Source organism: uncultured Lentibacter sp. (assembly GCF_937123735.1).
GTDB lineage: Bacteria > Pseudomonadota > Alphaproteobacteria > Rhodobacterales > Rhodobacteraceae > Lentibacter.
The window spans coordinates 146,223-171,330 of the sequence record NZ_CAKZKL010000010.1; the positions used below are offsets into that span (position 1 = coordinate 146,223).

At 58.0% G+C, this 25,108-nt stretch carries 27 protein-coding genes; 24 read left to right on the top strand and 3 right to left on the bottom strand.

The genetic code is table 11. From position 1 onward, the window contains the following. Positions 1 to 5 precede the first annotated feature (5 nt). The 24 genes from Q0478_RS02690 to Q0478_RS02805 all read left to right on the top strand — a co-directional run bounded on the left by Q0478_RS02690 (position 6) and on the right by Q0478_RS02805 (position 21,721). Positions 6 to 371: an NADH-quinone oxidoreductase subunit A gene (locus Q0478_RS02690; RefSeq protein ID WP_298675956.1), complete on the top strand. Its 366-nt coding sequence runs from the start codon at positions 6 to 8 to the stop codon at positions 369 to 371. Continuing rightward, positions 368 to 910 (top strand): NADH-quinone oxidoreductase subunit B family protein, encoded by a 543-nt coding sequence (locus Q0478_RS02695; protein WP_298676145.1) that lies wholly within the window; start codon positions 368 to 370, stop codon positions 908 to 910. Before Q0478_RS02690 ends, Q0478_RS02695 begins: the two co-directional genes overlap by 4 nt. A gap of 23 nt (positions 911 to 933) precedes the next feature. Further along, the gene (locus Q0478_RS02700; protein ID WP_298675958.1) at positions 934 to 1,542 is read left to right on the top strand and encodes an NADH-quinone oxidoreductase subunit C; all 609 of its coding nucleotides are present in this window, start codon (positions 934 to 936) and stop codon (positions 1,540 to 1,542) included. Continuing rightward, positions 1,542 to 2,759, top strand: a complete 1,218-nt coding sequence (locus Q0478_RS02705) for an NADH-quinone oxidoreductase subunit D (protein ID WP_298676147.1) — start codon at positions 1,542 to 1,544, stop codon at positions 2,757 to 2,759. Before Q0478_RS02700 ends, Q0478_RS02705 begins: the two co-directional genes overlap by 1 nt. 40 nt (positions 2,760 to 2,799) lie before the next feature. Further along, positions 2,800 to 3,885, top strand: coding sequence for an NADH-quinone oxidoreductase subunit NuoE (gene nuoE / locus Q0478_RS02710; RefSeq protein ID WP_298675960.1), 1,086 nt, complete (start codon positions 2,800 to 2,802; stop codon positions 3,883 to 3,885). A 36-nt stretch (positions 3,886 to 3,921) separates the two neighbouring features. Beyond that, complete coding sequence (locus Q0478_RS02715) at positions 3,922 to 4,692, top strand: NADH:quinone oxidoreductase (protein ID WP_298675962.1); 771 nt, start codon at positions 3,922 to 3,924, stop codon at positions 4,690 to 4,692. A 12-nt stretch (positions 4,693 to 4,704) separates the two neighbouring features. Beyond that, on the top strand, positions 4,705 to 4,929 hold the full coding sequence (locus Q0478_RS02720) for a DUF5337 domain-containing protein (RefSeq protein WP_298675964.1): 225 nt from the start codon (positions 4,705 to 4,707) through the stop codon (positions 4,927 to 4,929). 3 nt (positions 4,930 to 4,932) lie between these two features. Next, positions 4,933 to 6,225 carry an NADH-quinone oxidoreductase subunit NuoF gene (nuoF, locus tag Q0478_RS02725; protein WP_298675965.1) on the top strand — a complete coding sequence of 431 codons (1,293 nt, stop codon included), beginning with the start codon at positions 4,933 to 4,935 and terminating at the stop codon, positions 6,223 to 6,225. Positions 6,226 to 6,259: 34 nt separating this feature from the next. Then, entirely contained in the window at positions 6,260 to 6,646 is a 387-nt protein-coding gene (locus Q0478_RS02730; protein WP_298675967.1) for a hypothetical protein, read from the top strand. A gap of 146 nt (positions 6,647 to 6,792) precedes the next feature. Then, a complete protein-coding gene (locus Q0478_RS02735; RefSeq protein ID WP_298675969.1) occupies positions 6,793 to 7,194 on the top strand; it encodes a DUF5333 domain-containing protein in 402 nt (133 codons plus the stop codon). 6 nt (positions 7,195 to 7,200) lie between these two features. Then, on the top strand, positions 7,201 to 9,222 hold the full coding sequence (nuoG, locus tag Q0478_RS02740) for an NADH-quinone oxidoreductase subunit NuoG (RefSeq protein ID WP_298675971.1): 2,022 nt from the start codon (positions 7,201 to 7,203) through the stop codon (positions 9,220 to 9,222). A gap of 41 nt (positions 9,223 to 9,263) precedes the next feature. Next, positions 9,264 to 9,638, top strand: a complete 375-nt coding sequence (locus Q0478_RS02745; RefSeq protein ID WP_298676148.1) for a hypothetical protein — start codon at positions 9,264 to 9,266, stop codon at positions 9,636 to 9,638. Between the two features lie 7 nt (positions 9,639 to 9,645). Next, a complete protein-coding gene (nuoH, locus tag Q0478_RS02750; protein ID WP_298675973.1) occupies positions 9,646 to 10,686 on the top strand; it encodes an NADH-quinone oxidoreductase subunit NuoH in 1,041 nt (346 codons plus the stop codon). 1 nt (position 10,687) lies between these two features. Next, positions 10,688 to 11,182 carry an NADH-quinone oxidoreductase subunit NuoI gene (gene nuoI / locus Q0478_RS02755; protein ID WP_298675974.1) on the top strand — a complete coding sequence of 165 codons (495 nt, stop codon included), beginning with the start codon at positions 10,688 to 10,690 and terminating at the stop codon, positions 11,180 to 11,182. Further along, positions 11,179 to 11,580: a carboxymuconolactone decarboxylase family protein gene (locus Q0478_RS02760; RefSeq protein WP_298675976.1), complete on the top strand. Its 402-nt coding sequence runs from the start codon at positions 11,179 to 11,181 to the stop codon at positions 11,578 to 11,580. The genes nuoI and Q0478_RS02760 overlap by 4 nt, the downstream gene beginning before the upstream one ends. Further along, complete coding sequence (locus tag Q0478_RS02765; RefSeq protein ID WP_298675978.1) at positions 11,577 to 12,185, top strand: NADH-quinone oxidoreductase subunit J; 609 nt, start codon at positions 11,577 to 11,579, stop codon at positions 12,183 to 12,185. Before Q0478_RS02760 ends, Q0478_RS02765 begins: the two co-directional genes overlap by 4 nt. A gap of 39 nt (positions 12,186 to 12,224) precedes the next feature. Beyond that, positions 12,225 to 12,530, top strand: coding sequence for an NADH-quinone oxidoreductase subunit NuoK (gene nuoK, locus Q0478_RS02770; RefSeq protein WP_298675980.1), 306 nt, complete (start codon positions 12,225 to 12,227; stop codon positions 12,528 to 12,530). A 5-nt stretch (positions 12,531 to 12,535) separates the two neighbouring features. Next, positions 12,536 to 14,608, top strand: coding sequence for an NADH-quinone oxidoreductase subunit L (nuoL, locus tag Q0478_RS02775; RefSeq protein WP_298675982.1), 2,073 nt, complete (start codon positions 12,536 to 12,538; stop codon positions 14,606 to 14,608). Further along, positions 14,608 to 16,155, top strand: coding sequence for an NADH-quinone oxidoreductase subunit M (locus tag Q0478_RS02780; RefSeq protein ID WP_298675984.1), 1,548 nt, complete (start codon positions 14,608 to 14,610; stop codon positions 16,153 to 16,155). The genes nuoL and Q0478_RS02780 overlap by 1 nt, the downstream gene beginning before the upstream one ends. Positions 16,156 to 16,166: 11 nt before the next feature. Then, entirely contained in the window at positions 16,167 to 17,606 is a 1,440-nt protein-coding gene (gene nuoN, locus Q0478_RS02785; RefSeq protein ID WP_298675986.1) for an NADH-quinone oxidoreductase subunit NuoN, read from the top strand. 2 nt (positions 17,607 to 17,608) lie between these two features. Continuing rightward, positions 17,609 to 18,349 carry a biotin--[acetyl-CoA-carboxylase] ligase gene (locus Q0478_RS02790; RefSeq protein WP_298675988.1) on the top strand — a complete coding sequence of 247 codons (741 nt, stop codon included), beginning with the start codon at positions 17,609 to 17,611 and terminating at the stop codon, positions 18,347 to 18,349. Between the two features lie 11 nt (positions 18,350 to 18,360). Further along, the gene (locus Q0478_RS02795; RefSeq protein ID WP_298675990.1) at positions 18,361 to 19,140 is read left to right on the top strand and encodes a type III pantothenate kinase; all 780 of its coding nucleotides are present in this window, start codon (positions 18,361 to 18,363) and stop codon (positions 19,138 to 19,140) included. Then, positions 19,137 to 20,804: a ribonuclease J gene (locus Q0478_RS02800; RefSeq protein WP_298675992.1), complete on the top strand. Its 1,668-nt coding sequence runs from the start codon at positions 19,137 to 19,139 to the stop codon at positions 20,802 to 20,804. The genes Q0478_RS02795 and Q0478_RS02800 overlap by 4 nt, the downstream gene beginning before the upstream one ends. Before the next feature lie 80 nt (positions 20,805 to 20,884). Next, positions 20,885 to 21,721 (top strand): hypothetical protein, encoded by an 837-nt coding sequence (locus Q0478_RS02805; protein WP_298675994.1) that lies wholly within the window; start codon positions 20,885 to 20,887, stop codon positions 21,719 to 21,721. On the opposite strand, the gene Q0478_RS02810 is transcribed toward Q0478_RS02805, so the two are convergent. From Q0478_RS02810 to Q0478_RS02820, 3 genes are all read right to left on the bottom strand, one after another. Beyond that, the gene (locus Q0478_RS02810; RefSeq protein ID WP_298675996.1) at positions 21,718 to 23,178 is read right to left on the bottom strand and encodes a DEAD/DEAH box helicase; all 1,461 of its coding nucleotides are present in this window, start codon (positions 23,176 to 23,178) and stop codon (positions 21,718 to 21,720) included. The genes Q0478_RS02805 and Q0478_RS02810 overlap by 4 nt on opposite strands. 214 nt (positions 23,179 to 23,392) lie before the next feature. Continuing rightward, positions 23,393 to 24,337 carry a glycosyltransferase family 2 protein gene (locus Q0478_RS02815; protein ID WP_298675998.1) on the bottom strand — a complete coding sequence of 315 codons (945 nt, stop codon included), beginning with the start codon at positions 24,335 to 24,337 and terminating at the stop codon, positions 23,393 to 23,395. Next, entirely contained in the window at positions 24,337 to 25,092 is a 756-nt protein-coding gene (locus tag Q0478_RS02820; RefSeq protein ID WP_298676000.1) for a hypothetical protein, read from the bottom strand. Before Q0478_RS02820 ends, Q0478_RS02815 begins: the two co-directional genes overlap by 1 nt. Between the last annotated feature and the right edge of the window lie 16 nt (positions 25,093 to 25,108).

Genomic DNA, 25,108 nt, shown 5'->3' on the forward strand with positions numbered 1-25,108 from the left:
CTCAAGTGGAAGAGATGCTTCGGGAATACCTTCCCATTCTGATCTTACTGGTTATCGCGATCGGGCTGGGCCTTGTCCTTATTCTGGCTGCCCTTGTGCTGGCGGTGCGCAATCCGGACCCTGAAAAGGTTTCTGCGTATGAATGCGGGTTCAATGCCTTTGATGATGCGCGGATGAAGTTTGATGTGCGATTCTACCTCGTGTCGATTCTGTTCATCATCTTTGATCTGGAGATTGCCATGTTGTTTCCCTGGGCTGTGGCCTTCAAAGACATCAGCATGGTTGGTTTCTGGTCGATGATGGTATTCCTCGGGGTGCTGACAATCGGCTTTGCCTATGAATGGAAAAAGGGAGCGTTGGAATGGTCATGACTTCGACAGGCCTTCAAGCGGGCCTCAACACGGCGGGTGCGGACAAGGATGTGGCCACGCAGGCGCTGAACGCGGAATTGCAGGACAAGGGTTTCTTGCTCACATCGGCGGAAGACCTTGTGAATTGGGCGCGCACGGGCTCGCTGCACTGGATGACATTCGGCCTTGCGTGCTGCGCTGTGGAGATGATGCACACCTCGATGCCGCGCTATGATGCGGAGCGCTTCGGGATTGCGCCGCGCGCTTCGCCACGCCAGTCGGATGTGATGATCGTGGCCGGCACGCTGACCAACAAGATGGCGCCGGCCCTGCGCAAGGTCTATGACCAGATGCCGGAACCGCGCTATGTGATTTCCATGGGCTCCTGCGCGAACGGCGGCGGTTATTATCATTACAGCTATTCTGTCGTGCGCGGGTGCGACCGCATTGTGCCCGTGGACATTTATGTGCCCGGCTGCCCGCCCACCGCGGAAGCCCTGCTTTACGGGATCATGCAGCTGGCGCGTAAAATACGCCGCACAGGAACGATTGCGCGGTGAGCGCAGGCGAAAGGAAGAGACATATGAGCGAAGAGCTGCAAGAGCTGGGCGCGTTGATCGCAGCGAAACGGCCTGACTGTGTGTTGGGCTGGGATGTCTGCCTGGGGGAGCTGAGTGTTGATGTGGCCCCGTCCAATATTGCCGGGCTTGTCGAGTTTCTGAAAAGTGACACGGCGTGCAAGTTTTCAACCCTCGTGGACATCACTGCGGTGGATTATCCTGATCGGCCCAAGCGCTTTGAGATTGTTTACCACTTCCTGAGCATGTTCCAGAACCACCGTGTCCGGCTCAAGATGGCCATTCGCGAAGACGAGATTGTGCCGTCGATCACCGATGTGCACCCCTCAGCCAACTGGTTTGAGCGCGAGATTTTCGACATGTTCGGCATTCTCTTCAGCGGCCACCCTGATCTGCGGCGCATTCTGACGGACTACGGCTTTCGCGGTTATCCGCTGCGCAAGGATTTTCCGACCACAGGCTATGTTGAGCTGCGCTATGACGAGGCCCAAAAGCGGGTTGTCTATGAGCCGGTGAAGCTGGTGCAGGAATACCGCCAGTTTGACTTTATGAGCCCGTGGGAGGGCGCGGAATATATCCTTCCCGGTGATGAAAAAGGCGAGGGCGCGACATGATGGACGGCACAAGTTTTGACGATGCCCAGACGGGCGAACAAAAGATCCGCAACTTCAACCTGAACTTCGGCCCGCAGCACCCTGCGGCGCACGGGGTTTTGCGGCTTGTTCTGGAGCTTGACGGCGAGATCGTCGAGCGCTGCGATCCGCATATCGGCCTTTTGCACCGCGGGACGGAAAAGCTCATGGAGAGCCGCACCTATCTGCAAAATTTGCCGTATTTTGACCGCCTCGACTATGTCGGCACGATGAACCAGGAGCACGCGTGGTGCTTGGCCATCGAGAAACTCACAGGCGTTGAAATTCCGCGCCGCGCGAGCCTGATCCGCGTGCTCTATTGCGAGATTGGCCGCATTCTGAACCATCTGCTGAACGTGACAACGCAGGCTTTGGACGTGGGCGCGCTGACCCCGCCGGTTTGGGGGTTTGAAGAGCGCGAAAAGCTTATGGTGTTTTATGAGCGGGCCTGTGGCGCGCGCCTGCACGCGGCATACTTCCGCCCCGGTGGCGTGCATCAAGACCTGCCGCCAGAGCTGATTGACGATATTGAGGACTGGGCCAAGGGCTTTCCGAAGTTTCTGGAAGATTTGGGCGGGCTTCTCACGGAGAACCGCATTTTCAAGCAACGCAATGTCGAGATCGGCGTGATCACCGAGGAAGATGTGCTCGAATGGGGCATGTCGGGTGTTATGGCGCGCTCGGTTGGCATGGCTTGGGATTTGCGCCGCGCGCAGCCCTACGAGTGTTATGACGAATTCGACTTCCAGATACCTGTGGGCAAGAACGGCGATTGTTATGACCGCTACCTCATGCGCATGGAAGAGATGCGCCAGTCGGCCCACATTATGATCCAGGCCTGCCAGAAGCTGCGCGAGCCTGACGGGCAGGGCGACATCCTTGCGCGGGGCAAGCTCACACCGCCCAAGCGCGCCGAGATGAAAACCTCAATGGAAGCCCTGATCCATCACTTCAAGCTCTATACCGAGGGTTTCCATGTGCCCGAGGGCGAAACCTATGTTTGCGTTGAAGCGCCCAAGGGCGAGTTTGGCGTTTATCTGGTGTCTGATGGCTCCAACAAGCCCTATCGCAGTAAAATCCGGGCGCCGGGCTATCTGCATTTGCAGGCGATGGACCACATCGCCAAGGGCTATCAGCTTGCCGATGTTGCCGCGATTATCGGAACTATGGATGTTGTGTTTGGAGAGATCGACAGGTGAGCCTGCCCATCGTTAAGCTACGAAAGAAAGAGAAGAACTGATGCTTCGTCGTCTTTATCATGATCAGCCAGAAAGCTTTGCTTTCACGCCTGCAAACCAGAAGTGGGCCGAGGCGCAGATCACCAAATACCCCGCAGGCCGCCAAGCCAGCGCGGTGATTCCGATTTTGTGGCGCGCACAGGAGCAGGAAGGCTGGATCACCCGTCCGATCATCGAGACGGTGGCCAAGATGCTTGAAATGGCAGAGATCCGGGTTTTGGAAGTCGCCTCTTTTTACTTTATGTTTCAGCTTCAACCCGTTGGGTCAGTTGCACATATTCAGGTTTGCGGCACGCTTTCCTGCATGATTTGCGGTGCGGAAGACCTTATCGCCGTCTGTAAAGACAAGATTGCCCCAAAGCCGCATCAGCTTTCTGAAGATGGGCGCTTTTCTTGGGAAGAGGTTGAGTGCCTCGGAGCGTGTTCCAATGCGCCGATGGCCCAGATTGGCAAAGATTATTACGAAGACCTTACGGCCGAAAATTTTGGCAAGATATTGGATGAGCTTGCGGCGGGCCGGGTGCCTGTTCCGGGGCCGCAAAACGGGCGGTATGCCAGCGAGCCATTGTCTGGCCTGACATCTTTGACGGACCACGACAGCGGCAAGACCCAGTATAATGCGAGCGCGCAGCTGGCGGTGGACCTTGGCGAGACAATCAAGCGGATTGATGGCACCGAGGTGCCGATTTTGACACCCTGGCTGGATCGTGCGGACAAGCGCAGCACTGGCAATGCCAAGCCCGCGCCCAAAAGCGCCGCCACTCGCAAAGCCCCAAGCGCAAAACCGGCTGCTGCGCAGGGCGATGTGTCTGAGAAGAAGCCCCGCACGATGAGCGCGCCGCGCAAGGCCGGAGCGGACGACCTCAAACGGATCAGTGGCGTTGGCCCAAAGCTTGAGCAGACCCTGAATGAGCTTGGCTTTTGGCATTTTGACCAGATCGCCAAATGGGGCGTTGCAGAAATTGCCTGGGTGGATGCACGTTTGAAATTCAAAGGGCGCATCACGCGGGATGATTGGATGGCGCAGGCCGCCGTTCTGGCCGCGGGTGGCGAAACCGAGTTTTCTCAAAAGACGAAGAAGAAATAATGTAGTGGTGATGATTGACGGTAAGGGGGACGACCAATGAGACAGACTTCTGGATTGGGACTGTGCGGCTGGGTTTGCTGGCTGCTGGGGCTTGTGGCCGGGATTGTGGCCTATAGCCTGGCGCAGGGCGCTGTTGGGGTTATCGGGGCGTTGCTGGTTGGCCTTGCTGTTGGGATCTTTATCGGCCTTGTGCTGAGCGCTCTGTTTTGCAAGGCGGCGCAACCGGTTCAGCCCGTTTCTGCGCCTGTGACACAAGCAGGCGTTGTTCAAAACACGTCAGATCAACCTGCTGCGCAGATGGATGATGGTGCGGCTGCGCGCGCGGCCGCTGAGGCCAAACATGCAGAGGAAACCGCTGCGGCAGCGCCTGTGCAAGAGGCTGTCGCACCCAAGGCGGTGGTGAAACAACCCGCCAAACCGGCCGCGCAGAAAACCGCAGCTAAGAAAACCGCAGCCAAGACAGCAGCTACAAAGACAACAAAAACCAAACCAAGCACAGCAGCTGCGAAGCCTGCATCCAAGGGTGGGGGCGAGAAAAAGCCGCGCACCCTGAGCGCGCCGCGCAAATCGGGTGCGGACAATTTGAAGCTGATCAGCGGTGTTGGGCCGAAGCTGGAGCAGACCCTGAACGAGTTGGGCTTCTGGCATTTTGACCAGATTGCAAAATGGGGTGCCGAGGAGATTGCTTGGGTGGACAGCCGGCTGCGCTTTAAGGGGCGTATCGAGCGGGACGACTGGATGGCACAGGCCAAAATCCTTGCGGCGGGCGGCGAGACCGCGTTTTCCAAGAAAAGCAAGAAAGCTTGATAGGACATGACCATGAGCGGTGAACACGACCACAAGCTGGCACGCAAGGGGCGGGGTGTTTCCCTCGTCATTGCGGGGGCCATGCTTTTGTGGTTGGCCGCGCAGTGGCTTGGGCCCCAGTTGGGGCTCGCAGGGCGCTATGCGCTTTTGATAGATTTTGCGGCAATTGGCGCGCTCGTCTGGGCGCTGATTGTCTCGTTGCAGCTCTGGCGCACGCGCCAGGACAAGAAGGGTTAAGACATGCTCAAAGATCAGGACCGTATCTTTACCAATATCTACGGAATGCACGAGCGCACCTTGAAGGGTGCGCAGGCGCGTGGGCATTGGGACGGGACCGACAAGCTCATTGGCAAGGGCCGTGACTGGATCATCGAAGAGATGAAGGCCAGCGGCTTGCGCGGGCGCGGCGGCGCGGGCTTCCCGACGGGTCTCAAGTGGAGCTTTATGCCCAAGGAAAGCGACGGACGGCCCTCTTATCTGGTGGTGAATGCCGATGAATCCGAGCCGGGCACATGTAAAGACCGAGAGATCATGCGCCATGATCCGCATACGCTGATCGAAGGATGCCTGATTGCCAGCTTCGCGATGAATGCCCATGCCTGTTATATCTACATCCGTGGCGAATATATCCGCGAGAAAGAAGCGCTTCAGGCGGCGATTGACGAGGCTTATGATGCGGGTCTTGTGGGCAAGAATGCCGCTGGCAGCGGCTGGGATTTTGACATTTACCTGCACCACGGGGCGGGCGCTTATATTTGCGGGGAAGAGACCGCGCTTCTGGAGAGTCTGGAGGGCAAAAAGGGAATGCCGCGCATGAAGCCGCCGTTCCCTGCGGGCGCGGGGCTTTATGGCTGTCCGACCACTGTGAACAACGTCGAGAGCATTGCTGTGGTGCCTACGATATTGCGGCGCGGCGCGAGCTGGTTTTCAAGCTTTGGACGCGCCAACAATGCTGGCACAAAGCTTTTTGCCATTTCAGGCCATGTCAACACACCCTGTGTGGTAGAGGAAGAGATGAGCATCAGCTTTGAAGAGCTGATCGAAAAGCATTGCGGCGGTATTCGTGGCGGCTGGGACAATCTGAAAGCGGTCATTCCGGGGGGCTCCTCTGTGCCTTGTGTGCGTGGTGAGCACATGAAAGACGCGATCATGGATTTTGATTACCTGCGCGGCGAGCTTGGCTCCGGCCTTGGCACGGCGGCGGTGATTGTGATGGACCAGAGCACGGATATCATCAAGGCGATCTGGCGTTTGGCAAAGTTCTACAAACACGAGAGCTGCGGGCAGTGCACACCTTGCCGTGAGGGCACGGGCTGGATGATGCGCGTTATGGAGCGTTTGGTGCAAGGCAATGCAGACCCGGAAGAAATTGACATGCTTTGGGATGTAACCAAGCAAGTTGAGGGCCACACGATCTGCGCGCTTGGTGATGCGGCGGCTTGGCCTATCCAGGGTTTGATCCGCAATTTCCGCGACGAGATCGAAGACCGTATCAAAGCCCAGCAATCTGGCAAAACGCTGGCGGCGGAGTAAGCATTTGACCCGCAGAGCCCATCATAAGGTCCACATGGCAGCTGGAAGTGCGCGCGCGCATGTGCGGCTCGGCGCAGGCTTTGGCGCCGCGCTGCTTGCTGTGGCGCTGCTTGGTGGCTGTGACAGGGCGCGTGGCGGTTTTGGGGCCCAAAGCTACAATTACGCCGGGTATGCGTTCAAAGGGGCTGTGCGCGCCAACAAGACAGATCGTGCCGAGTTTGCGGTGAGCGTGCGCGGCGCACAGCGCGGGCTTGTCGGGGCGCAGGAGGCGGCACGCATTGCGGCCAACCGCTATTGTATAGAGCAATATGGCAGCAGTGATATCAGCTGGCAGGGCCAGGGGCCGGATACGGAAGCCGAGGCAGTTGCCCTCGCGCCCGGCGGGCAGCTTGAGATGCGTGGGCGGTGCGCAGCATGGTGAGGGGGGCAACGCATGTGACCCGCGCCGATGGTGCGTTGGCCGACCTGGGTGCACGTTATTGCATAGCAGCGTCTGTTGCCCCCATGTCTTGCCCGGCGGGGGGCCGCGCGTCCGCGCTGCCTGGTTCGCAAGACGGGAGTAATGATATGCGTTTGTTTACCACGGCTGTTGTTGGGGCGGCCCTGATTGGCTCTGTGGCAGCGGCAAAGCCGCAGCTGCGCGATGTAAAAGAGATTGACAGCAAGATGCTTGAAATCGGCATTGCGTTGGAAATCACCAAGCAGTGCGAGCGGATATCGGCACGCAAGCTCAAAGGGTTGGCCGTGTTGTGGCAGCTCAAAATGCGCGCCAACACGCTTGGATACAGTGACGACGAAATCAACGCCTATCGCAAGAGCGAGGCTGAAAAAGCTCGCCTCCGTGCGCTTGGGCAGGACTATGTGAAATCAAAGGGGTTGAACCCGCAGAGCGCTGCTGACCTGTGCCGTCTTGGTGATGCCGAGATTGCCAAGGGCAGCGTGATCGGGCGCCTGCTGAAAGCGAAGTGAGACGACATGAGCGATTTACGCAAGATCATCATTGATGACCAAGAGGTCGAAGTTGACGGCGCGATGACGCTGATCCAAGCCTGTGAAGAAGCGGGCATCGAAGTGCCGCGCTTTTGTTATCACGAGCGCCTCAGCATTGCTGGCAACTGCCGGATGTGTCTTGTGGAGGTTGTCGGCGGCCCGCCCAAGCCTGCGGCCTCTTGCGCGATGCAGGTGCGCGATCTGCGCCCCGGCCCGGATGGGCAGCCACCTGTCGTCAAGACCAACTCGCCCATGGTCAAGAAGGCGCGTGAAGGGGTGATGGAATTTCTCCTGATCAACCACCCGTTGGATTGCCCGATTTGCGACCAGGGTGGGGAATGCGACCTGCAAGACCAGGCTATGGCTTATGGTGTTGATTTCTCGCGCTTCCGCGAGCCCAAACGTGCGGTGGATGATCTTGATCTTGGTCCGCTTGTCGAGACCCACATGACGCGCTGCATTTCCTGCACCCGCTGTGTGCGCTTCACCACCGAGGTGGCGGGCATCACCCAGATGGGCCAGACCGGGCGTGGAGAAGACAGCGAGATCACGGCCTATCTTGGCGAGACACTCGACAGCAACTTGCAGGGCAACATCATTGACCTGTGCCCGGTGGGTGCGCTTGTTTCCAAGCCCTATGCTTTCACCGCGCGCCCCTGGGAGCTGCGCAAGACCGAAACCATTGATGTGATGGATGCGCTTGGCAGCAACATCCGGGTAGACACCAAGGGCCGTGAAGTGATGCGGATATTGCCTCGCAATCACGATGGCGTGAATGAAGAATGGATCTCGGACAAGACCCGTTTTGTCTGGGACGGTTTGCGCCGTCAACGCCTTGACTCGCCTTATATTCGTGAGAACGGCAAGCTGCGCAAGGCGAGCTGGAGCGAGGCTTTGAGCCTGGCTGCTGCGAAGATCAAAGGGGCATCCAAACTTGCCGGTCTTGTCGGCGATCTGGCCCCTGTTGAGGCTGTCTTTGCGCTGAAACAGCTGGTGCAAGAGCAGGGTGGCCATGTGGAGTGCCGCACAGATGGTGCAAAGCTGCCGGCGGGCAACCGCTCGGGCTATGTTGGCACAGCCAGCATCGAAGACATCGACAGCGCGCAGATGATCCAGCTGATCGGCACCAACCCGCGCGAGGAAGCGCCGGTGTTGAATGCACGCATTCGCCGTGCTTGGGCGCGTGGGGCCAATGTGAGCCTCATTGGGCAAGCCGTTGATCTGACATATGAATATACGCATCTGGGCGATGATCGGGCGGCACTGGCCAAGGCATTGGAGGGTGCATCCAAGGAGGCTCTGGAGGCTGAAAGCCTTGTGATTGTTGGCCAGGGTGCCCTGCGTGAGGCTGATGGTGCTGCTGTTCTGGCGGCGGCGATGAAGCTGGCCGAGACGACGGGCTCCAAGCTTTTGGTGTTGCACACGGCGGCGAGCCGGGTGGGCGCGCTGGATGTTGGTGCGGTGACTGAGGGCGGGCTTACGGCCGCCACCGACTCCGCTGATGTGGTTTACAATCTTGGTGCCGATGAGGTGGATATCGCGGCGGGCGCCTTTGTGATTTACCAGGGCAGCCATGGTGACCGTGGCGCGCACCGCGCGGATGTGATCTTGCCTGGTGCAGCCTATACAGAAGAGCAGGGGCTCTTTGTAAACACCGAGGGCCGCCCGCAGCTTGCGTTGCGCGCCGGCTTTGCGCCCGGTGAAGCCAAGGAAAACTGGGCGATCTTGCGCGCCCTTTCGGCCGAGCTTGGGGCGACACAGCCTTGGGACAGCCTTGCACAGCTTCGTCAGGCGCTGATTGCGCAGGTTGCGCATTTGGGCGAGTTGGACGAGGTGCCTCAAAACCCATGGCAGCTTGAAGCTGCGGGTGAGCTTGGCAAGGCCGGGTTCCGAGGGGCGATAGGGGATTTCTACCTGACCAACCCGATTGCCCGCGCCTCCCAGCTGATGGCGGAGTTGAGTGCCGGAGCAAAGAGCCGCCACGCGCAGAAAGTGGCCGCCGAGTGAAAGCTGTGTTGCGCATAAGTTTGTCTGCGGCCGCTCTTGCGATGCTGGCGGCCTGTGCCGAGGCGGCGCGCGAGGACTTGCCCGCGCAAACGCCGTCTGAGCGCCCGGCGCTTTCTTATGGGGGCATTGAAACGCGGCTTCTGGACGGAGATCTGGTCCAGTTTAAGGTGGCCATGGCAGGGGCAGCCCTGCCTGAAGACGTGAGCCGTTATGCAGAATGTGCTGCGGCGCAGTATTCGCTCATTCGCGGATACGGATTTGCGCGCCATCTGCGCACAAATGTTGAGATTAAGGGTGGCCAGTGGCGCGGAGATGCGGTTTATACCATCTCGGCTGCGCTGCCACGCGGTTTGAAAACGATTGATGCAGAAATCGTCGTTCAGAACTGTATAGAAGACAAAATACCGATGGTGTGAGGGGCTGATGGCTGAATTCTTTACCAACACGAATCTGGGGATTTTCCTGCTTATCGTAGGTCAATGCTTGCTGATTATCGTGCCGCTGCTCGTCGCACTGGCGTTTTTGCTCTATTTTGACCGCAAGGTCTGGGCTGCTGTGCAGATGCGGCGCGGCCCCAATGTGGTCGGGGTTTTCGGGCTGTTTCAGAGCTTTGCGGACTTCATCAAATATGCGGTGAAAGAGATTGTTGTGCCTGCCGGCGCGGACAAGTTTGTATTCTTTTTGGCTCCGCTGGTCAGTTTTGTGCTCGCCATGGCGGCCTGGGCGGTGATCCCGTTCAATGACGGGTGGGTATTGGCCAATATCAACGTGGCGGTGCTTTACATTTTTGCCTTCTCCTCGCTTGAGGTTTACGGCGTGATCATGGGCGGTTGGGCGTCAAACTCCAAATATCCGTTCCTAGGCTCGCTGAGGTCTGCGGCGCAGATGATCTCTTATGAGGTTTCGTTGGGTCTGATCATCATCGGCATCATCATTTCGGCAGGCTCGCTGAACCTTGGTGAAATCGTTCATGCGCAGGATGGCGACTATGGGCTTTTCAGCTGGTTCTGGATCCCGCATTTCCCGATGCTCTTCCTGTTTTTGATTTCGGCCATGGCCGAGACAAACCGGCCTCCTTTTGACTTGCCTGAGGCCGAGTCAGAGCTGGTGGCGGGCTATCAGGTAGAATATTCCTCAACGCCGTTCTTGCTGTTCATGATTGGCGAATATGTGGCCATCGTTCTGATGTGCGCGCTGGTGTCGCTCTTCTTCTTTGGCGGCTGGTTGTCGCCCATCCCCGGCCTGCCAGACGGCATTATGTGGATGTTTGGCAAGATGTTCCTTGTCTTCTTCATCTTCGCGATGGTGAAGGCAATCACGCCACGGTATCGCTATGACCAGCTGATGCGGATTGGCTGGAAAGTGTTCTTGCCGATGAGTTTGATCTGGGTCGTTTTCGTGGCCTTTGCAGCGAAATTTGACTGGTTCTGGGGCACGTTCGCGCGCTGGAGCGTAGGAGGATAATATGGCGAATATCGACTATAAACGCGCGGTTGGTTACTTTTTCCTCTCTGATTTTGTCGAGGGGTTCCGGCTTGGGCTGAAGTATTTCTTCGCACCAAAAGCGACGTTGAATTACCCACATGAAAAGGGGCCGCTGAGCCCGCGTTTTCGCGGTGAACATGCCCTGCGCCGCTACCCCAACGGGGAAGAACGCTGCATTGCCTGCAAGCTTTGTGAGGCGATCTGCCCTGCGCAGGCGATCACCATTGATGCGGAGCCGCGCGACGATGGCAGCCGCCGCACCACACGCTATGACATCGACATGACAAAATGCATCTATTGTGGCTTTTGCCAGGAGGCATGCCCGGTGGATGCGATTGTTGAGGGTCCAAATTTTGAATATGCGACGGAGACCCGCGAAGAGCTGTTTTACAACAAAGACAAACTTCTGGACAACGGCGACCGCTGGGAAGCCGAAATCGCCCGCAACCTCGAGCTGGACGCGCCCTACCGATGACAAAAACACCCTTTGAAATGATGATGGAACAAGCGAGCGACATGGCCAAAGCCATGGCGCCCGCGCTTGAGACGTTTTCACCCAAAGGGATGGAAGCGCTCTGGCCGACCATGTCCAAAGAGATGATGGAAGCCACGTTTGGCAAAGGGTTGAACGAAAAGGGGCTGGACGCGAAGACGCGTCTTTTGCTCACGCTTGCTGGGCTGACCATGCAGGGCGCGCAGGGCGAAGCGCAAATCAGGTTGACGGTGCGCCACCTTGGCGAAGCGGGGGCCACGGACGAAGAAATAGCCGAGACAATTGCCATGATGGCAATGTTTGCGGGCATTCCTGCCATGACACGGGCGATGGAAATCGCCAGGGATGTGATGGAACAAAGCAAGGATGATGAGACATGAGCGTTGTTACACTGGCCTTCTACCTGTTCGCGGTCGGCGTCTTGGCGGGCGGCTTTTTTACGGTGCTGAGCCGCAACCCCGTGCATTCCGTGCTGTGGTTGATCTTGGCTTTCATGAGCGCCGCTGGGCTGTTTGTTCTGTTGGGGGCCGAGTTTATCGCAATGCTGCTGATGATCGTTTATGTCGGTGCGGTGGCGGTTCTCTTCCTGTTTGTCGTGATGATGCTGGATGTGGATTTTGCCGAGCTCAAAGCCGGTATGGCGCAATATATGCCAGTGGCACTGGCCATTGGTATTGTCATGTTGATGTCGCTTGGGCTGGCCTATGGCGATTGGCAAATGGCCGATGGCGCTGCGGCGGCGCGCGTGGCGGTGACGCCTGAGAACACGCAAAACACAGCCGCTTTGGGGCTTATTCTTTATGACCAGTATTTCCTGATCTTCCAGCTAGCGGGGTTGATCCTGCTGGTGGCGATGATCGGGGCGATTGTGCTGACGCTGCGCCACCGTGACGGGGTGAAACGCCAGAACGTGCTGGAGCAGATGTGGCGCGATCCGAAAGACGCGATGGAACTGAAAGACGTAAAACCGGGGCAGGGGCTTTAAGCCCGTTGCCGCGAGAACAATAAAGAACCGAGGGACGACATGATCGGACTTGAACATTATCTGACGGTGGCAGCAGTGCTGTTTGTCATCGGCATATTCGGGCTTTTCCTGAACAGGAAGAACATCATCATTTTGCTGATGTCGATCGAGCTCATCCTTCTGTCAGTGAATATCAATTTTGTCGCCTTTTCGTCCTACATGGGCGATATGGCCGGGCAGGTGTTTACCCTGTTTATTCTGACGGTGGCGGCCGCTGAAGCCGCGATTGGCCTTGCGATCCTTGTGGTCTTCTTCCGCAACCGTGGCACGATTGACGTCGAAGACGCCAACGTGATGAAGGGATAAGCTTCATGGAACAGATTATTCTCTTTGCCCCGCTGGTTGGTGCGCTCATTGCCGGATTTGGCCACAGGGCCCTTGGCGACAAGACAGCACAATGGCTGACGACGGGTCTGTTGTTTCTGGCCGCAGCGCTCAGCTGGGTGGTGTTTCTACAGTTTGACGGTGTCACGCGGCAAATTGAGCTCTTGACCTGGATACAGTCGGGCACGCTTGATACAAGCTGGGCCATCCGCCTTGACCGTTTGACAGCGATTATGCTGATCGTGATCAATTCGGTGTCAGCGCTCGTGCATCTGTATTCTATGGGTTACATGGCCCATGACGAGAACTGGAAAGACGGCGAGAGCTATCGCCCGCGCTTCTTTGCTTATCTTTCGTTCTTCACCTTCTCCATGTTGATGCTTGTGACAGCTGACAACCTGATCCAGATGTTCTTTGGTTGGGAGGGCGTTGGTGTCGCCTCTTATTTGCTGATCGGGTTTTACTATCGCAAACCAAGCGCCAACGCGGCGGCGATCAAGGCTTTCGTTGTCAACCGTGTGGGCGACTTTGGCTTTGCGCTCGGGATTTTCGGTCTGTTCTACCTGGTGGGCAGCGTGAACCTGGATGATGTGTTCGCCGCGGCCCCCACGCTGGCGGACACGCAGCTGAGCTTCCTTTGGACCGAGTGGAACGCCGCAAATCTATTGGCCTTCCTGTTGTTTGTGGGGGCGATGGGCAAGTCTGCCCAGCTGTTCCTGCACACCTGGTTGCCGGACGCCATGGAAGGCCCGACCCCTGTTTCGGCGCTCATTCACGCCGCGACCATGGTGACAGCCGGTGTCTTTTTGGTTTGTCGTATGTCGCCGTTGTTTGAATTTGCGCCCGAGGCCAAGGCGTTTATCGTCTTCCTTGGGGCCTCAACGGCCTTCTTTGCGGCCACTGTCGGCCTTGTTCAAAACGACATCAAACGCGTGATTGCGTATTCAACCTGTTCGCAGCTGGGCTATATGTTCGTCGCTGCCGGCGTGGGGGTCTACTCGGTTGCGATGTTTCACTTGTTCACACATGCCTTTTTCAAGGCGATGCTCTTCCTTGGCGCAGGGTCGGTCATACACGGGATGCACCACGAGCAGGACATGCGCAACTACGGTGGCCTGCGCAAGAAACTGCCCTACACGTTTTGGGCCATGCTGGTTGGCACGCTTGCCATCACCGGTGTGGGTATTCCGCTTACCGGCTGGATCGGGTTTGCGGGCTTTGCCTCCAAAGATGCGGTGATTGAAAGTGCCTATGCCGGCACAGCTGGCGGCTATGCCTATTGGATGCTTGTGATTGCGGCGCTCTTTACGAGCTTTTACAGCTGGCGCCTGATGTTCATGACCTTCTGGGGCAAGCCGCGGGGCGACAAGCACACCCACGAGCACGCGCATGAAAGCCCTGCGGTCATGCTTATCCCGCTCGGGGTGCTCGGGCTTGGAGCGATCTTTGCCGGGGCGATCTGGTATGGCAGCTTTTTTGGCAAGACCAACGAGGTGGTCAAGTTCTTCGGTGGCAAATACGGCGCGCCGACGGCCGAGCTTGTGGAGGCCGTGAAAGAGCGCAGCCCCAAGGCTTCAGAGCTGCACTACGTTATGGAGAGCAAGCCGGGTGAAGCGGCGATCTATATTGCGCCGCAGAATACGCTGCTGCATGAGGCGCATTATGTGCCCACTTGGGTCAAGCTCTCGCCCTTTGTGGCGATGGTGATCGGGCTTCTCACGGCGCTTTGGTTTTATATCTGGAGCCCGGGTCTGCCGGCGAAACTGGCGACAAGCCAGCGCCCGCTTTACCTGTTTTTGCTCAACAAATGGTATTTTGACGAGATATATGACTTTCTCTTTGTCAACCCGGCCAAGGCGCTTGGCCGCTTCCTTTGGAAGAAGGGCGATGGCCGCGTGATTGACGGGACGATCAACGGTGTGGCCATGGGGATCATTCCCTTCTTCACCCGCCTGTCCGGGCGCGCCCAGTCGGGTTACATTTTCACTTACGCATTCGCCATGGTCATCGGGGTTATCGTCCTCGTCATGTGGATGGCCTTTACGGGGGGCACACGGTAATGGACAATCTTCTTTCCATTGTCACTTTCATTCCTGCGCTCGCGGCGCTGATTTTGGCGCTGTTCTTGCGCGGTGATGATGCCGCGTCTGCGCGCAATGCCAAATGGGTTGCGCTGATAGCCACCAGCATTACATTTCTCGTTTCACTGTTTATTCTGGCAGAGTTTGACCCTTCCAACACCGGGTTTCAGATGGTGGAAGAGCGTGCATGGCTGATGGGCCTGACCTATAAGCTGGGCGTTGACGGGATCAGCGTTTTGTTTGTCATGCTCACCACCTTCATGATGCCGCTCACAATTGCCGCCAGCTGGGATGTGAAGACGCGGGTTAAGGAATATATGATTGCCTTCCTGGTGCTGGAAACGCTCATGCTTGGCGTGTTCATGGCGCTGGATCTCGTGCTGTTCTATGTCTTCTTTGAGGCCGGTCTCATTCCGATGTTCCTGATCATCGGGATCTGGGGCGGCAAGGAGCGGATCTATGCGAGCTTCAAGTTCTTCCTCTATACTTTTCTTGGCTCCGTCCTCATGCTGGTTGCCATGGTGGCGATGTTTGCCGATGCCGGCACGACCGACATTCCCACTTTGATGCGCCACAGCTTTGCCTTTGACGGGTTTTCCATCCTCGGTGTGCAGATTGTTGGTGGCTTGCAAACGCTGTTGTTCCTCGCCTTCTTTGCCAGCTTTGCTGTCAAAATGCCGATGTGGCCGGTGCACACCTGGCTGCCGGACGCGCACGTTCAGGCGCCAACAGCTGGCTCTGTCGTTCTGGCGGCGATCCTGTTGAAGATGGGGGGCTACGGCTTCCTGCGCTTCAGCCTGCCGATGTTCCCTGTCGGCTCAGACGTCATTGCGCCTTTGGTGCTTTGGATGAGTGCGATTGCGATTGTCTACACCTCGCTTGTGGCGCTTGTTCAAGAAGATATGAAAAAGCTGATTGCTTACTCATCGGTGGCGCATATGGGCTTTGTCACCATGGGCATCTTTGCTGTGAACCAACAGGGGGTTGACGGGGCGATCTTCCAGATGATCAGCCACGGCTTTATCTCGGGGGCGCTCTTCTTGTGTGTTGGGGTCATTTATGACCGGATGCACACCCGCGAGATTGACGCTTATGGCGGCCTCGTGAACCGGATGCCGGCCTATGCGCTGATCTTCATGTTCTTCACGATGGCCAATGTCGGCTTGCCCGGAACCTCTGGCTTTGTGGGCGAATTTCTCACGCTGATGGGGATTTTCAAAGTGAACACCTGGGTTGCAGCGGTTGCGGCACTTGGTGTGATCCTCTCGGCGGGGTATGCGCTCTGGCTCTATCGTCGGGTTGTCTTTGGCGACTTGATCAAGGAAAGCCTCAAGACGATCAGCGATATGACAACGCGCGAGAAGGCGATTTTTGCACCGCTTGTTGTGATGACGTTGCTCTTGGGTGTCTACCCGAGCCTTGTCACCGATATCATCAGCCCTTCTGTTGAAGCGCTGGTATCCAACTATCACACCGCCTTGCTTGATGCAGGCACGGCCGCCGCTGCGCTGGCCCAATCGCACTAACGGAGAGAGTTATGCAGGCTGATCTGAATACAATCCTGCCGGAAATTGTTATTTCCGTCTATGCGATGCTGGCCCTCTTGGCCGCGGTTTACACGCAGAAGGACAGGCTTGCAGGGCCGCTGACATATGGCACGGCGGGGCTGTTTCTTGTTGTGGCCCTTTGGATAGGTCTTGGGGGGCAGGGCACAAGCAGCGCCTTTGGCGGAATGTTCGTTGAGGACGCTTTTGCCCGCTTTGCGAAGGTGACAATCTTGCTCTCTGCGGCTGCGGTGCTTGTGATGGGCATGGGGTATCTTGAGCGCCACAAGATGATGAAATTTGAGTATCCCCTGCTGGTGGCTCTGAGCGTTGTCGGGATGATGTTCATGGTTTCAGCGGGAGATCTGATGGCGCTTTACATGGGGCTGGAGCTGCAATCGCTTGCGCTTTATGTGATCGCGGCCATGCGCCGTGACAGCCTGCGCTCAACAGAAGCGGGCTTGAAATATTTTGTGCTGGGCGCGCTCTCGTCGGGCTTGCTGCTCTATGGGGCTTCGCTGGTTTATGGCTATGCCGGCACCACGCTCTTCTCGGGGATTGTGGCGGCTGCGGGCGACGGGTTGGCCCCTGTCGGGCTGTTGTTCGGCCTTGTTTTCGTGATGGCCGGGCTGGCTTTCAAGATCAGCGCTGTGCCGTTTCACATGTGGACACCGGATGTTTATGAAGGCTCACCCACGCCTGTGACTGCCTTTTTTGCAACGGCGCCAAAAGTGGCTGCCATGGCCTTGTTTGCGCGCGTTTTGCATGACGCCTTTGGCGGCGTTTCATCGGATTGGAGCCAGGTGCTCGTGCTGTTGTCGGTTTTGTCGATGTTTCTTGGCGCGATTGCCGCGATTGGCCAGACCAACATCAAACGCCTGATGGCCTATTCCTCGATTGCCCATATGGGGTATGCCATGATCGGGCTGGCGGCGGGCACTGCGCTTGGCATCGAGGCGATGCTCACTTACATGGCGATTTATGTGACCATGAATATTGGCACCTTTGCTTTTGTTCTGAGCATGGAGCGCGATGGCGTTCCCGTGACGGACATCAATGCGTTGCGGATGTATGCCAAGGTTGAGCCCGGCAAAGCCTTGGCGCTTCTGGTCCTGCTCTTTAGCTTGGCGGGCGTGCCGCCGATGCTTGGCTTTTTTGCAAAGCTGGGTGTTTGGCAAGCCGGTGTCGATGCGGGGCTGTTTTGGCTTGTGACGGCCAGCGCCGTTGCGTCTGCGATCGGGGCTTACTATTACCTGAGAATTGTCTACTTCATGTATTTTGGTGAAGAGACACAGGGGGCTCTGGATGAAAATACCTCGCCGGTTCTGTGGACCATGTTGATGGGGGCGGCGCTGATCATGGTTGTTGGTTTGGCCGGCCTCTTTGGGGTTGATAGCGCGGCGGCCACAGCGGCGGCTGCACTTGTAAACTGAGCATGATAGAGGCCAGCGCCTGGCCCACCGGTTTTGGGTTGCACAGCCTGCAAGAGGTTGACAGCACTATGGCAGAAGCCGCGCGGCTTTTGCCGCAGGTGGCTGGGCCAACCTGGGTATGGGCCAAACACCAGACGGCAGCGCGCGGACGGCGCGGGCGTGTTTGGGCAATGGCGCGCGATAATTTTAGCGCCAGTGTTATCCTGCCACGCCCAGGCCCCGCCAGCGCAATGGGGTTGCGCTCTTTTGTGGCCTCTCTGGCGCTTTATGATGCGATCACGGCGCTCACCGGCTCGGCGCAACTTGCCTTGAAGTGGCCCAATGATGTCTTGCTCAACGGTGGAAAAATGGCGGGCATTTTGCTGGAAACGGCAGGTGAGGCGCTGGTGATCGGGATTGGTGTGAACCTCGCTCAAGCGCCGGCGCAGGCCGACGTGGAAACGGGGGCTCTGCGCCCGGTCTCGCTGCTTGGGGAACTGGGGATTGAGATTACTTCGCAAGAGTTCCTGCTGGCGCTTGCGCAGGCTTTTGCGCTTTGGGAGCAGCGCTTTTGCACCTATGGCTTTGGGCCGGTGCGTGAGGCGTGGCTGGCGCGGGCCGCCAAACTTGGCGAAGTGATCCGTGTGCGCACGATGCGCGAAGAGATGCTGGGCACTTTTGAAACGGTGGACGCGCAGGGACATTTGGTAGTAACCAGCGCTGCGGGGCGTCAGAGCATCCCTGCGGCAGATGTCTTTTTCTGAAGGAGTAGGCCATGCTACTGGCAATTGATTGTGGCAACACAAACACCGTTTTTTCCATTTGGGATGGCGAGAAATGGCTGTGCACCTTGCGCACCTCAACCCACCATTCCCGGACAGCGGACGCCTATTTCACCTGGTTCACAACCCTGATCAGCCATTACCGGATCAAGCCGGACATCACCGATGTGGTGATCAGCTCGACAGTGCCACGGGTTGTCTGGAATCTGCGGGTTTTTGCGGACCGCTTCTTTGATTGCCGTCCACTGGTTGTGGGCAAGCCAGAGTGTCTTTTGCCGGTGCCCCCACGGGTTGATCCGGGCACCGGGGTTGGTCCTGACAGATTGGCCAATGCGGCAGGCTGTTTTGACCGTCACGGTGGCAACGCCATGGTGATCGATTTTGGAACGGCCACGAATATTGATGTTGTGGCCACAGATGGGGCTTATGTGGGCGGGGTGATTGCACCGGGTGTTAATCTCAGCTTGGAAGCGCTACACCAAGGGGCCGCGGCCTTGCCGCATGTGGATATAACCCAGCCTGAGAAGGTCATTGGAACGAATACGGTGGCGTGTATCCAGTCTGGGATTTTTTGGGGCTATGTCGGGCTGATCAAAGAGCTGACCCGGCGTGTGCGCGCCGAGTTTGGCGGGCCGATGAAAGTGATCGGGACAGGCGGGCTTGCCCCGCTTTTTGCCCAAGGAGAAGAGCTGTTTGATACAGTGGAAGACGACCTCACGATGCATGGGCTTCGTGTGATTCATGACTATAACAAGAAGCAGGGAAACATATGAGCACTGAGCGACTAATCTACCTGCCCCTCGGCGGGGCTGGCGAGATCGGAATGAACTGTTACGTCTACGGGTATGGCCCAAAAGATAAGGAACGGCTTATTCTTGTCGATCTGGGCGTTACCTTTCCCGATATGGACACAAGCCCCGGGGTTGATCTGATCTTTCCCGATCTGGCCTGGCTCACCGAGCGGCGCGACCAGCTTGAGGCGGTGTTTATCACCCATGCCCATGAAGACCATGTGGGGGCAATTGGACATTTCTTTGGCGGGTTGGATGTGCCCGTTTATGCGCGCGCCTTCACGGCCAATATCGCCCGGCGCAAGCTTTCCGAACATGGCTTTGGTGCGGAGACGGTGACAACGCTTGCGCCCTATCCGGAGACTGTTGCGGCGGGCCCGTTTTCTGTGAGCTTTGTGCCGGTGTCCCATTCGATCCCGGAAAGCTCGTCTCTGTTGATCGAGAGCCCCGGTGGGCGGGTTTTTCACACCGGGGATTTCAAGATTGATCACAACCCGATTGTTGGCGAAGCGTTTGATGAAGCGCTTTGGGAAGAGATTTCAAAAGGCGGTATCAAGGCGATGGTCTGTGATTCCACCAATGTTTTCAGCCCTCATGCGGGGCGCTCGGAAAGCGAGTTGGGCGAGAACCTTGAGGCGCTCATCAAAGGGGCCGAGAAGATGGTGGTGGCGACCACCTTTGCATCCAATGTGGCGCGGGTGAAAACGCTGGCCGAGGCTGGCGCCCGCGCGGGGCGCTCAATTTGCCTCATGGGCCGCGCCATGCGGCGGATGGTGGAAGCCTCGGTGGAAACCGGTGTGCTCAAAGACTTCCCCACAACGGTGTCGACTGAAGATGCGCGCAGCATCCCGCGCGAAAGCCTGATGCTCCTCGTGACTGGCAGCCAGGGCGAGCGGCGGGCCGCCTCGGCACAGCTGGCGCGCGGCAAGTTCAACGGGATCGAGATGAAGGAGGGGGATTTGTTTTTGTTCTCCTCCAAGACGATTCCGGGCAACGAACGGGGCGTGATCTCCATCATGAACCAATTCTCTGAAATGGGTGTTGATATTTTTGATGAAAACGACGGGCTTTACCATGTTTCAGGCCACGCCAACCGGCCTGACATTGAGAAAGCACATGAGCTGATGAACCCGCAGATGGTGATTCCGATGCATGGTGAGCACCGGCATTTGCGCGCTCATGCAAGGCTGGCCGAGGAAAAGGGGCGTGCCAGTGTTGTGGCGGTAAACGGCATGATGATTGAGCTGAGCGGGAACGCTCCGAAGGTTGTGGAATATATCGAAACCGGACGGCGCTATCTTGATGGATCGACCCAGATTGGCGCACTCGACGGTATTGTGCGCGACCGGATCCGGATGGCGCTCAACGGACATGTGATTGTCACGGTGATCTTGGAGGAAAACGGCGAACCGCTGGGAGAGCCCTGGTGCGAAGTCATGGGCCTCCCGGAAACCGGGCGCAGCAAAGCTCCGCTTGTCGAGGTGTTGGAGCAGGATCTCGCGCAGTTCTTGGGACGTGCAAGCGATAAAACGCTGGTAGATGACTCCAAGATTGAACAGGAGTTGCGCAAAATCGCGCGCCGCTCGGCGCTGGATGAAATAGGCAAGAAGCCTGAAGTGAGCGTGATTATCAGCCGTTTGGCCTGATTGCGACGCGGCTTTGTCGAAAAGCCAACAGAACAAGCAAGTTTGAGCCGCTCTCCTGAAGAAAATAGGGAGGGCGGCTCATGTCAGCACACGACTACATCAACTTGGAAGACTACCCGATTGGCACGGAGAGTGTTAAGCGCGAGGCTTTGCTGGCGCGGGTGCGGGCCGATCTTGCCACTGACGGCTGTGCGGTGCTCAAAGGGTTTTTGACCCCTCTGGGGGTTTCGGCGCTGACGCAGGAGGCGGACAGTATGGCCGCACAAGGCCACCGCTCCTTCAACCGCACCAATGCTTACTTCACCCAAGATGACCCGAGCCTGCCCGACACGCACCCAAAGCGGCAGTTTTTTGACCGCTCCAATGCGTTTATCCCGGCAGATAATTTTACCGCCGAGGGGGCGTTGCGCCAAATCCACGATTTTGAAGGCTTTGACGGGTTTATCCAAGAGTGTCTGCAAGAAGAGAACTTCTTTCGCTACGCCGACCCGCTGGCGGATGTGATCGTGAACATGGCCGAGGAGGGCGAGGGCTTCCCCTGGCATTTTGACACCAACAACTTCACCGTTACGCTGGCGATCCAGAATGCCGAGGCGGGGGGCGCTTTTGAATATGCCCCGGCGATCCGCGCAGAGAGTGAGAACTTTGATGAGGTGGCGCGGGTGCTGCAAGGCCGTTCAGACAAGGTCAAGGTTCTGGAGCTGGAGCCCGGTGACTTGCAATTGTTTCGTGGGCGTTACTCGCTGCACCGGGTGGCACCGTTAAAGGGGAAACGGCGACGCTATGTGGCCATCTTTTCTTATGTCCAAGAGCCCAATATGGTCGGCGCGCCCGAACGCACGCAACAACTCTATGGGCGCACGCTGCCCATTCATCATGAACGGGCAGGGCAAAGGGCAGATGCGCTGATTGACTAGCCTTCCATGCGCTCTTCAAAGCTCTTGGCGATGAAGGTTGGCATATGCTCGCCCATCCCCACCTGCTTTTGGCCGGTGTTGCGCCCAGAGGCGCGGCTGCGCTCTGGCTTGGCATCGGCTGTGTTGGTAGGCTGATGGGGCTCTGAGCGGGGCTTGGCGGGGGGCGGTGTGGCATCCTGGGGCGCGTCTGTTTGCAGCTCTGCCTGAGGCGTGGATTCATCCGGCTTGGGCTTTGAGGCGCGCGGCTTGCGGGTTCTTTTGGGCTTCTCGGTGGTCTCGGATGGGGCCGCCTCTTGAACCTCGGCGTCGCTCACGGACTCAGCACTGCGCGGAATAGTGGTTTTGACCAGCGCTTCGATGTCATCGAGGTTGCGCGTGTCGCGCACGCTACAGATCATGATGGCCGTGCCTTTTTTGCCCGCGCGGCCTGTGCGGCCGATGCGGTGCACATAATCTTCGGCGTGGCTGGGCACATCGTAGTTAAAGACATGGCTGACGTCGGGAATATCAAGGCCACGCGCCGCAACATCAGAAGCAACGAGGAAGCGCAGGGAGCCATCGCGGAAACCGGCCAGTGTTTTCATTCGCTGGGATTGTTCGAGATCCCCATGAATGGCGGCGGCGTCGAGGCCGTATTTCTTCATGGATTTGGCGACCGTATCCACATCCATTTTGCGGTTGCAGAAGATAATGGCGTTCTTGCAGGCCTCGCCTTCCCCTTCGATGAGCGTGCGCAGCAACTTGCGTTTTTCGCTGCCCTCACGGTCTTTGCGCGAGGCTTTGAACATCACCACCGATTGGGTGATGTTTTCAGAGGTTGTCGCCTGGCGTGCCACTTCGATCCGCTCGGGAGCGGAGAGGAAGGTGTTGGTGATCCGCTCGATCTCGGGTGCCATTGTGGCGGAGAAGAAAAGTGTCTGGCGGGTGAAAGGCGTGAGGCTGAAAATCCGTTCAATATCAGGGATAAAGCCCATGTCGAGCATCCGGTCGGCTTCGTCCACCACCATGATCTGAACACCGGTGAGCAACAGCTTGCCGCGCTCGAAATGATCGAGCAGGCGGCCGGGGGTGGCGATGAGGACATCGGCACCGCGGTTGATGACGGCTTCTTGTTCTTTGAAGCTGACACCGCCGATGAGCAGGGCTTTTGTGAGCTTCACATATTTGGCGTAGGCGTCAAAATTTTCGGCAACCTGTGCGGCCAACTCGCGTGTGGGGCAAAGGACGAGGCTGCGCGGCATCCGCGCGCGCGCGCGGCCACGGGCCAGAAGCGATATCATCGGCAGCGTAAAGGAGGCGGTCTTGCCTGTGCCTGTCTGCGCGATACCCAAAACGTCGCGGCCCTCAAGCGCGGGTGGAATTGCGCCGGCCTGAATGGGGGTGGGCGTTTCATAGCCAGAATCGGCCACAGCTTTGAGAACCTTTGGGTCAAGATTCAGATCAGAGAATTTTGTCATGTGTATCCGTTGTTTACGGACACATCTGGGCCCGTAGCATCTTTCAGGGGTCAGGCCCGTGTGGCCCAGCCTAGCGCTTTATCAACCCCGCCTGTGCTCTTTACTCAAAAGGGGCCGCCACGTCAATGAAGGGGCGGATCTGGCCTCATGTGCCGGCTGTGCTGCGGCCAAATAGAGACGGTGCGCGGCCTTGTGCGCCATTGCGCCAGCCGGCTCAGGCCGTTGGAAAGTGCTTCTGGCGGGCGCTCTCAAGCGCCAAATCATAGTGTCGCAACAGGCCGTGCGCTTCAAGGCGGTGCAAAAGAGCGGGTGTTGCGGCGCAAACCTCTTCGTAAAATGCTTTCAATCCGTCGATGCCGTCACTTTGCTCCAGAGTGTTTAACAATTCGTTTAAGGTTAGCCCGCCCTCTGCGTGGGGGCGGTTGGGTTTGAGCTCGGCGCGGTAAACACCGTGGGCGAGCCGATAGCGGTAATGGGCCATCCAGTGTTCAAAGCTGGTAGCATGAAGGTGGCACAGCTCGGTGCCGCTCAGCTCGTGTTGGCCGGGGTTTTCGGCACCGTCGATGAAGACATTGTGGATGCGATAATCAACTTTTTCAGCCCCCGCTTTGAGCGCGCCGGTGCGCACGAACAGCTTGCCGGCCACATGGCTGAGAAAGCCGCCATTGAGATGCGCGCCAAAGGTTGGATAGATTTCTTCTGTCTCCTGCTGGCGTTGTTTGCGCGCGTTTGTCATGGCTTTGAAATAGTGTTCGTGCGGGTGCCACAGCGCCTCGACGGGGCGCACCCGTGCCGCCCAGCACGCCTCTGGAAGCGCGGCGAGCTGGCGCGAGAGCGGGGTGTGCAGGGGCATGAGAAACTCATCCACATCAATGTGGGCCAGCCAGCTCAGCCCACCGGCATGGCGCCGGTAGGCGTGGCGGGCATTGGCGGCCTGGCGGGTTTGATGTTTGGACGGACGGGTCTGGCTGCGCCAATGCTCTGCGTGGGTTTGAAAAACCCTGAGCGCGGGGTGGTGCCTGAGGCTTTCATAGGCCTGGGGATTGTCGTCGTCCAGATAGAGCAGTATCCGTTTGGCACCCAATTCGAGGTGATAGGCGGCAAAGCGCTCTATGGCCTCAAGCGGCGCTTTGACTGTGCAGACAATGCCCCATGACATCAGGGTTTTTCCTTTTCGTGGCGGGCCTTTGCGCGGCGCGCTTTCATGATGGAGAGCCGGCGGAAGACGGTGCCATCTTCGGCGTTGAGCGCGCCCAGCAGGCTCAGGGCGAGCGGGCGCAGCACGGGGGCCTCCTCGGCCTGTTGGTAAAGCGGAGCAAGCAGGGCGCTGTCAAGGCCGCCGTTGTTGAGCGAATAAGGGTCCATTTGAAGGGGCATGGCCGCAGAGCTGCGCTGGCCGAAGCGGTGCGGCACGCTTGGCGCAAGGCCGCTGAAAAGGCGCTCGAATTCGTAAAGCTTGATGAGGCCGAAGAGCATTTTGAGGGACGCTCCAAGGGCCTGCTCGGGGCCGGGTGCGCCGTGATCGGCAAAGGTCATGGCCGACGAGACTTGCCAGCGCAGATCGAGCTGGGAGAGAAGGTGCTCGGGCGCTTCGGCCCAAAGCCTGCGGAAGAGCGCGGCGCCACCTTGAGGCGGGCTGTTGCGGCGCAGCTGGGCGATGAGCTGCGCGGCGAGAAAGGCAAGCGCGGAGCGGCCGACAAACTCGGGCGCGATCATGCTGCATTTCAGGGCCCAGGAGCCTTTTGCGCCGGTAGGATCCGTGGCGCTTTCGGGCACTGTCTGGCGCGCGAGGGCCACCAGATCGGGGGAGGGATCAAAACACGCGTCAGCCCCTTCAAAAGGGGTGCGCCGCTTGTTGTATCGGGCGATCAACTCTTCTGCGCCGCCGGCATAGGTGAGGGGTTGGGAACTCATAAAAAAAACACTGCCA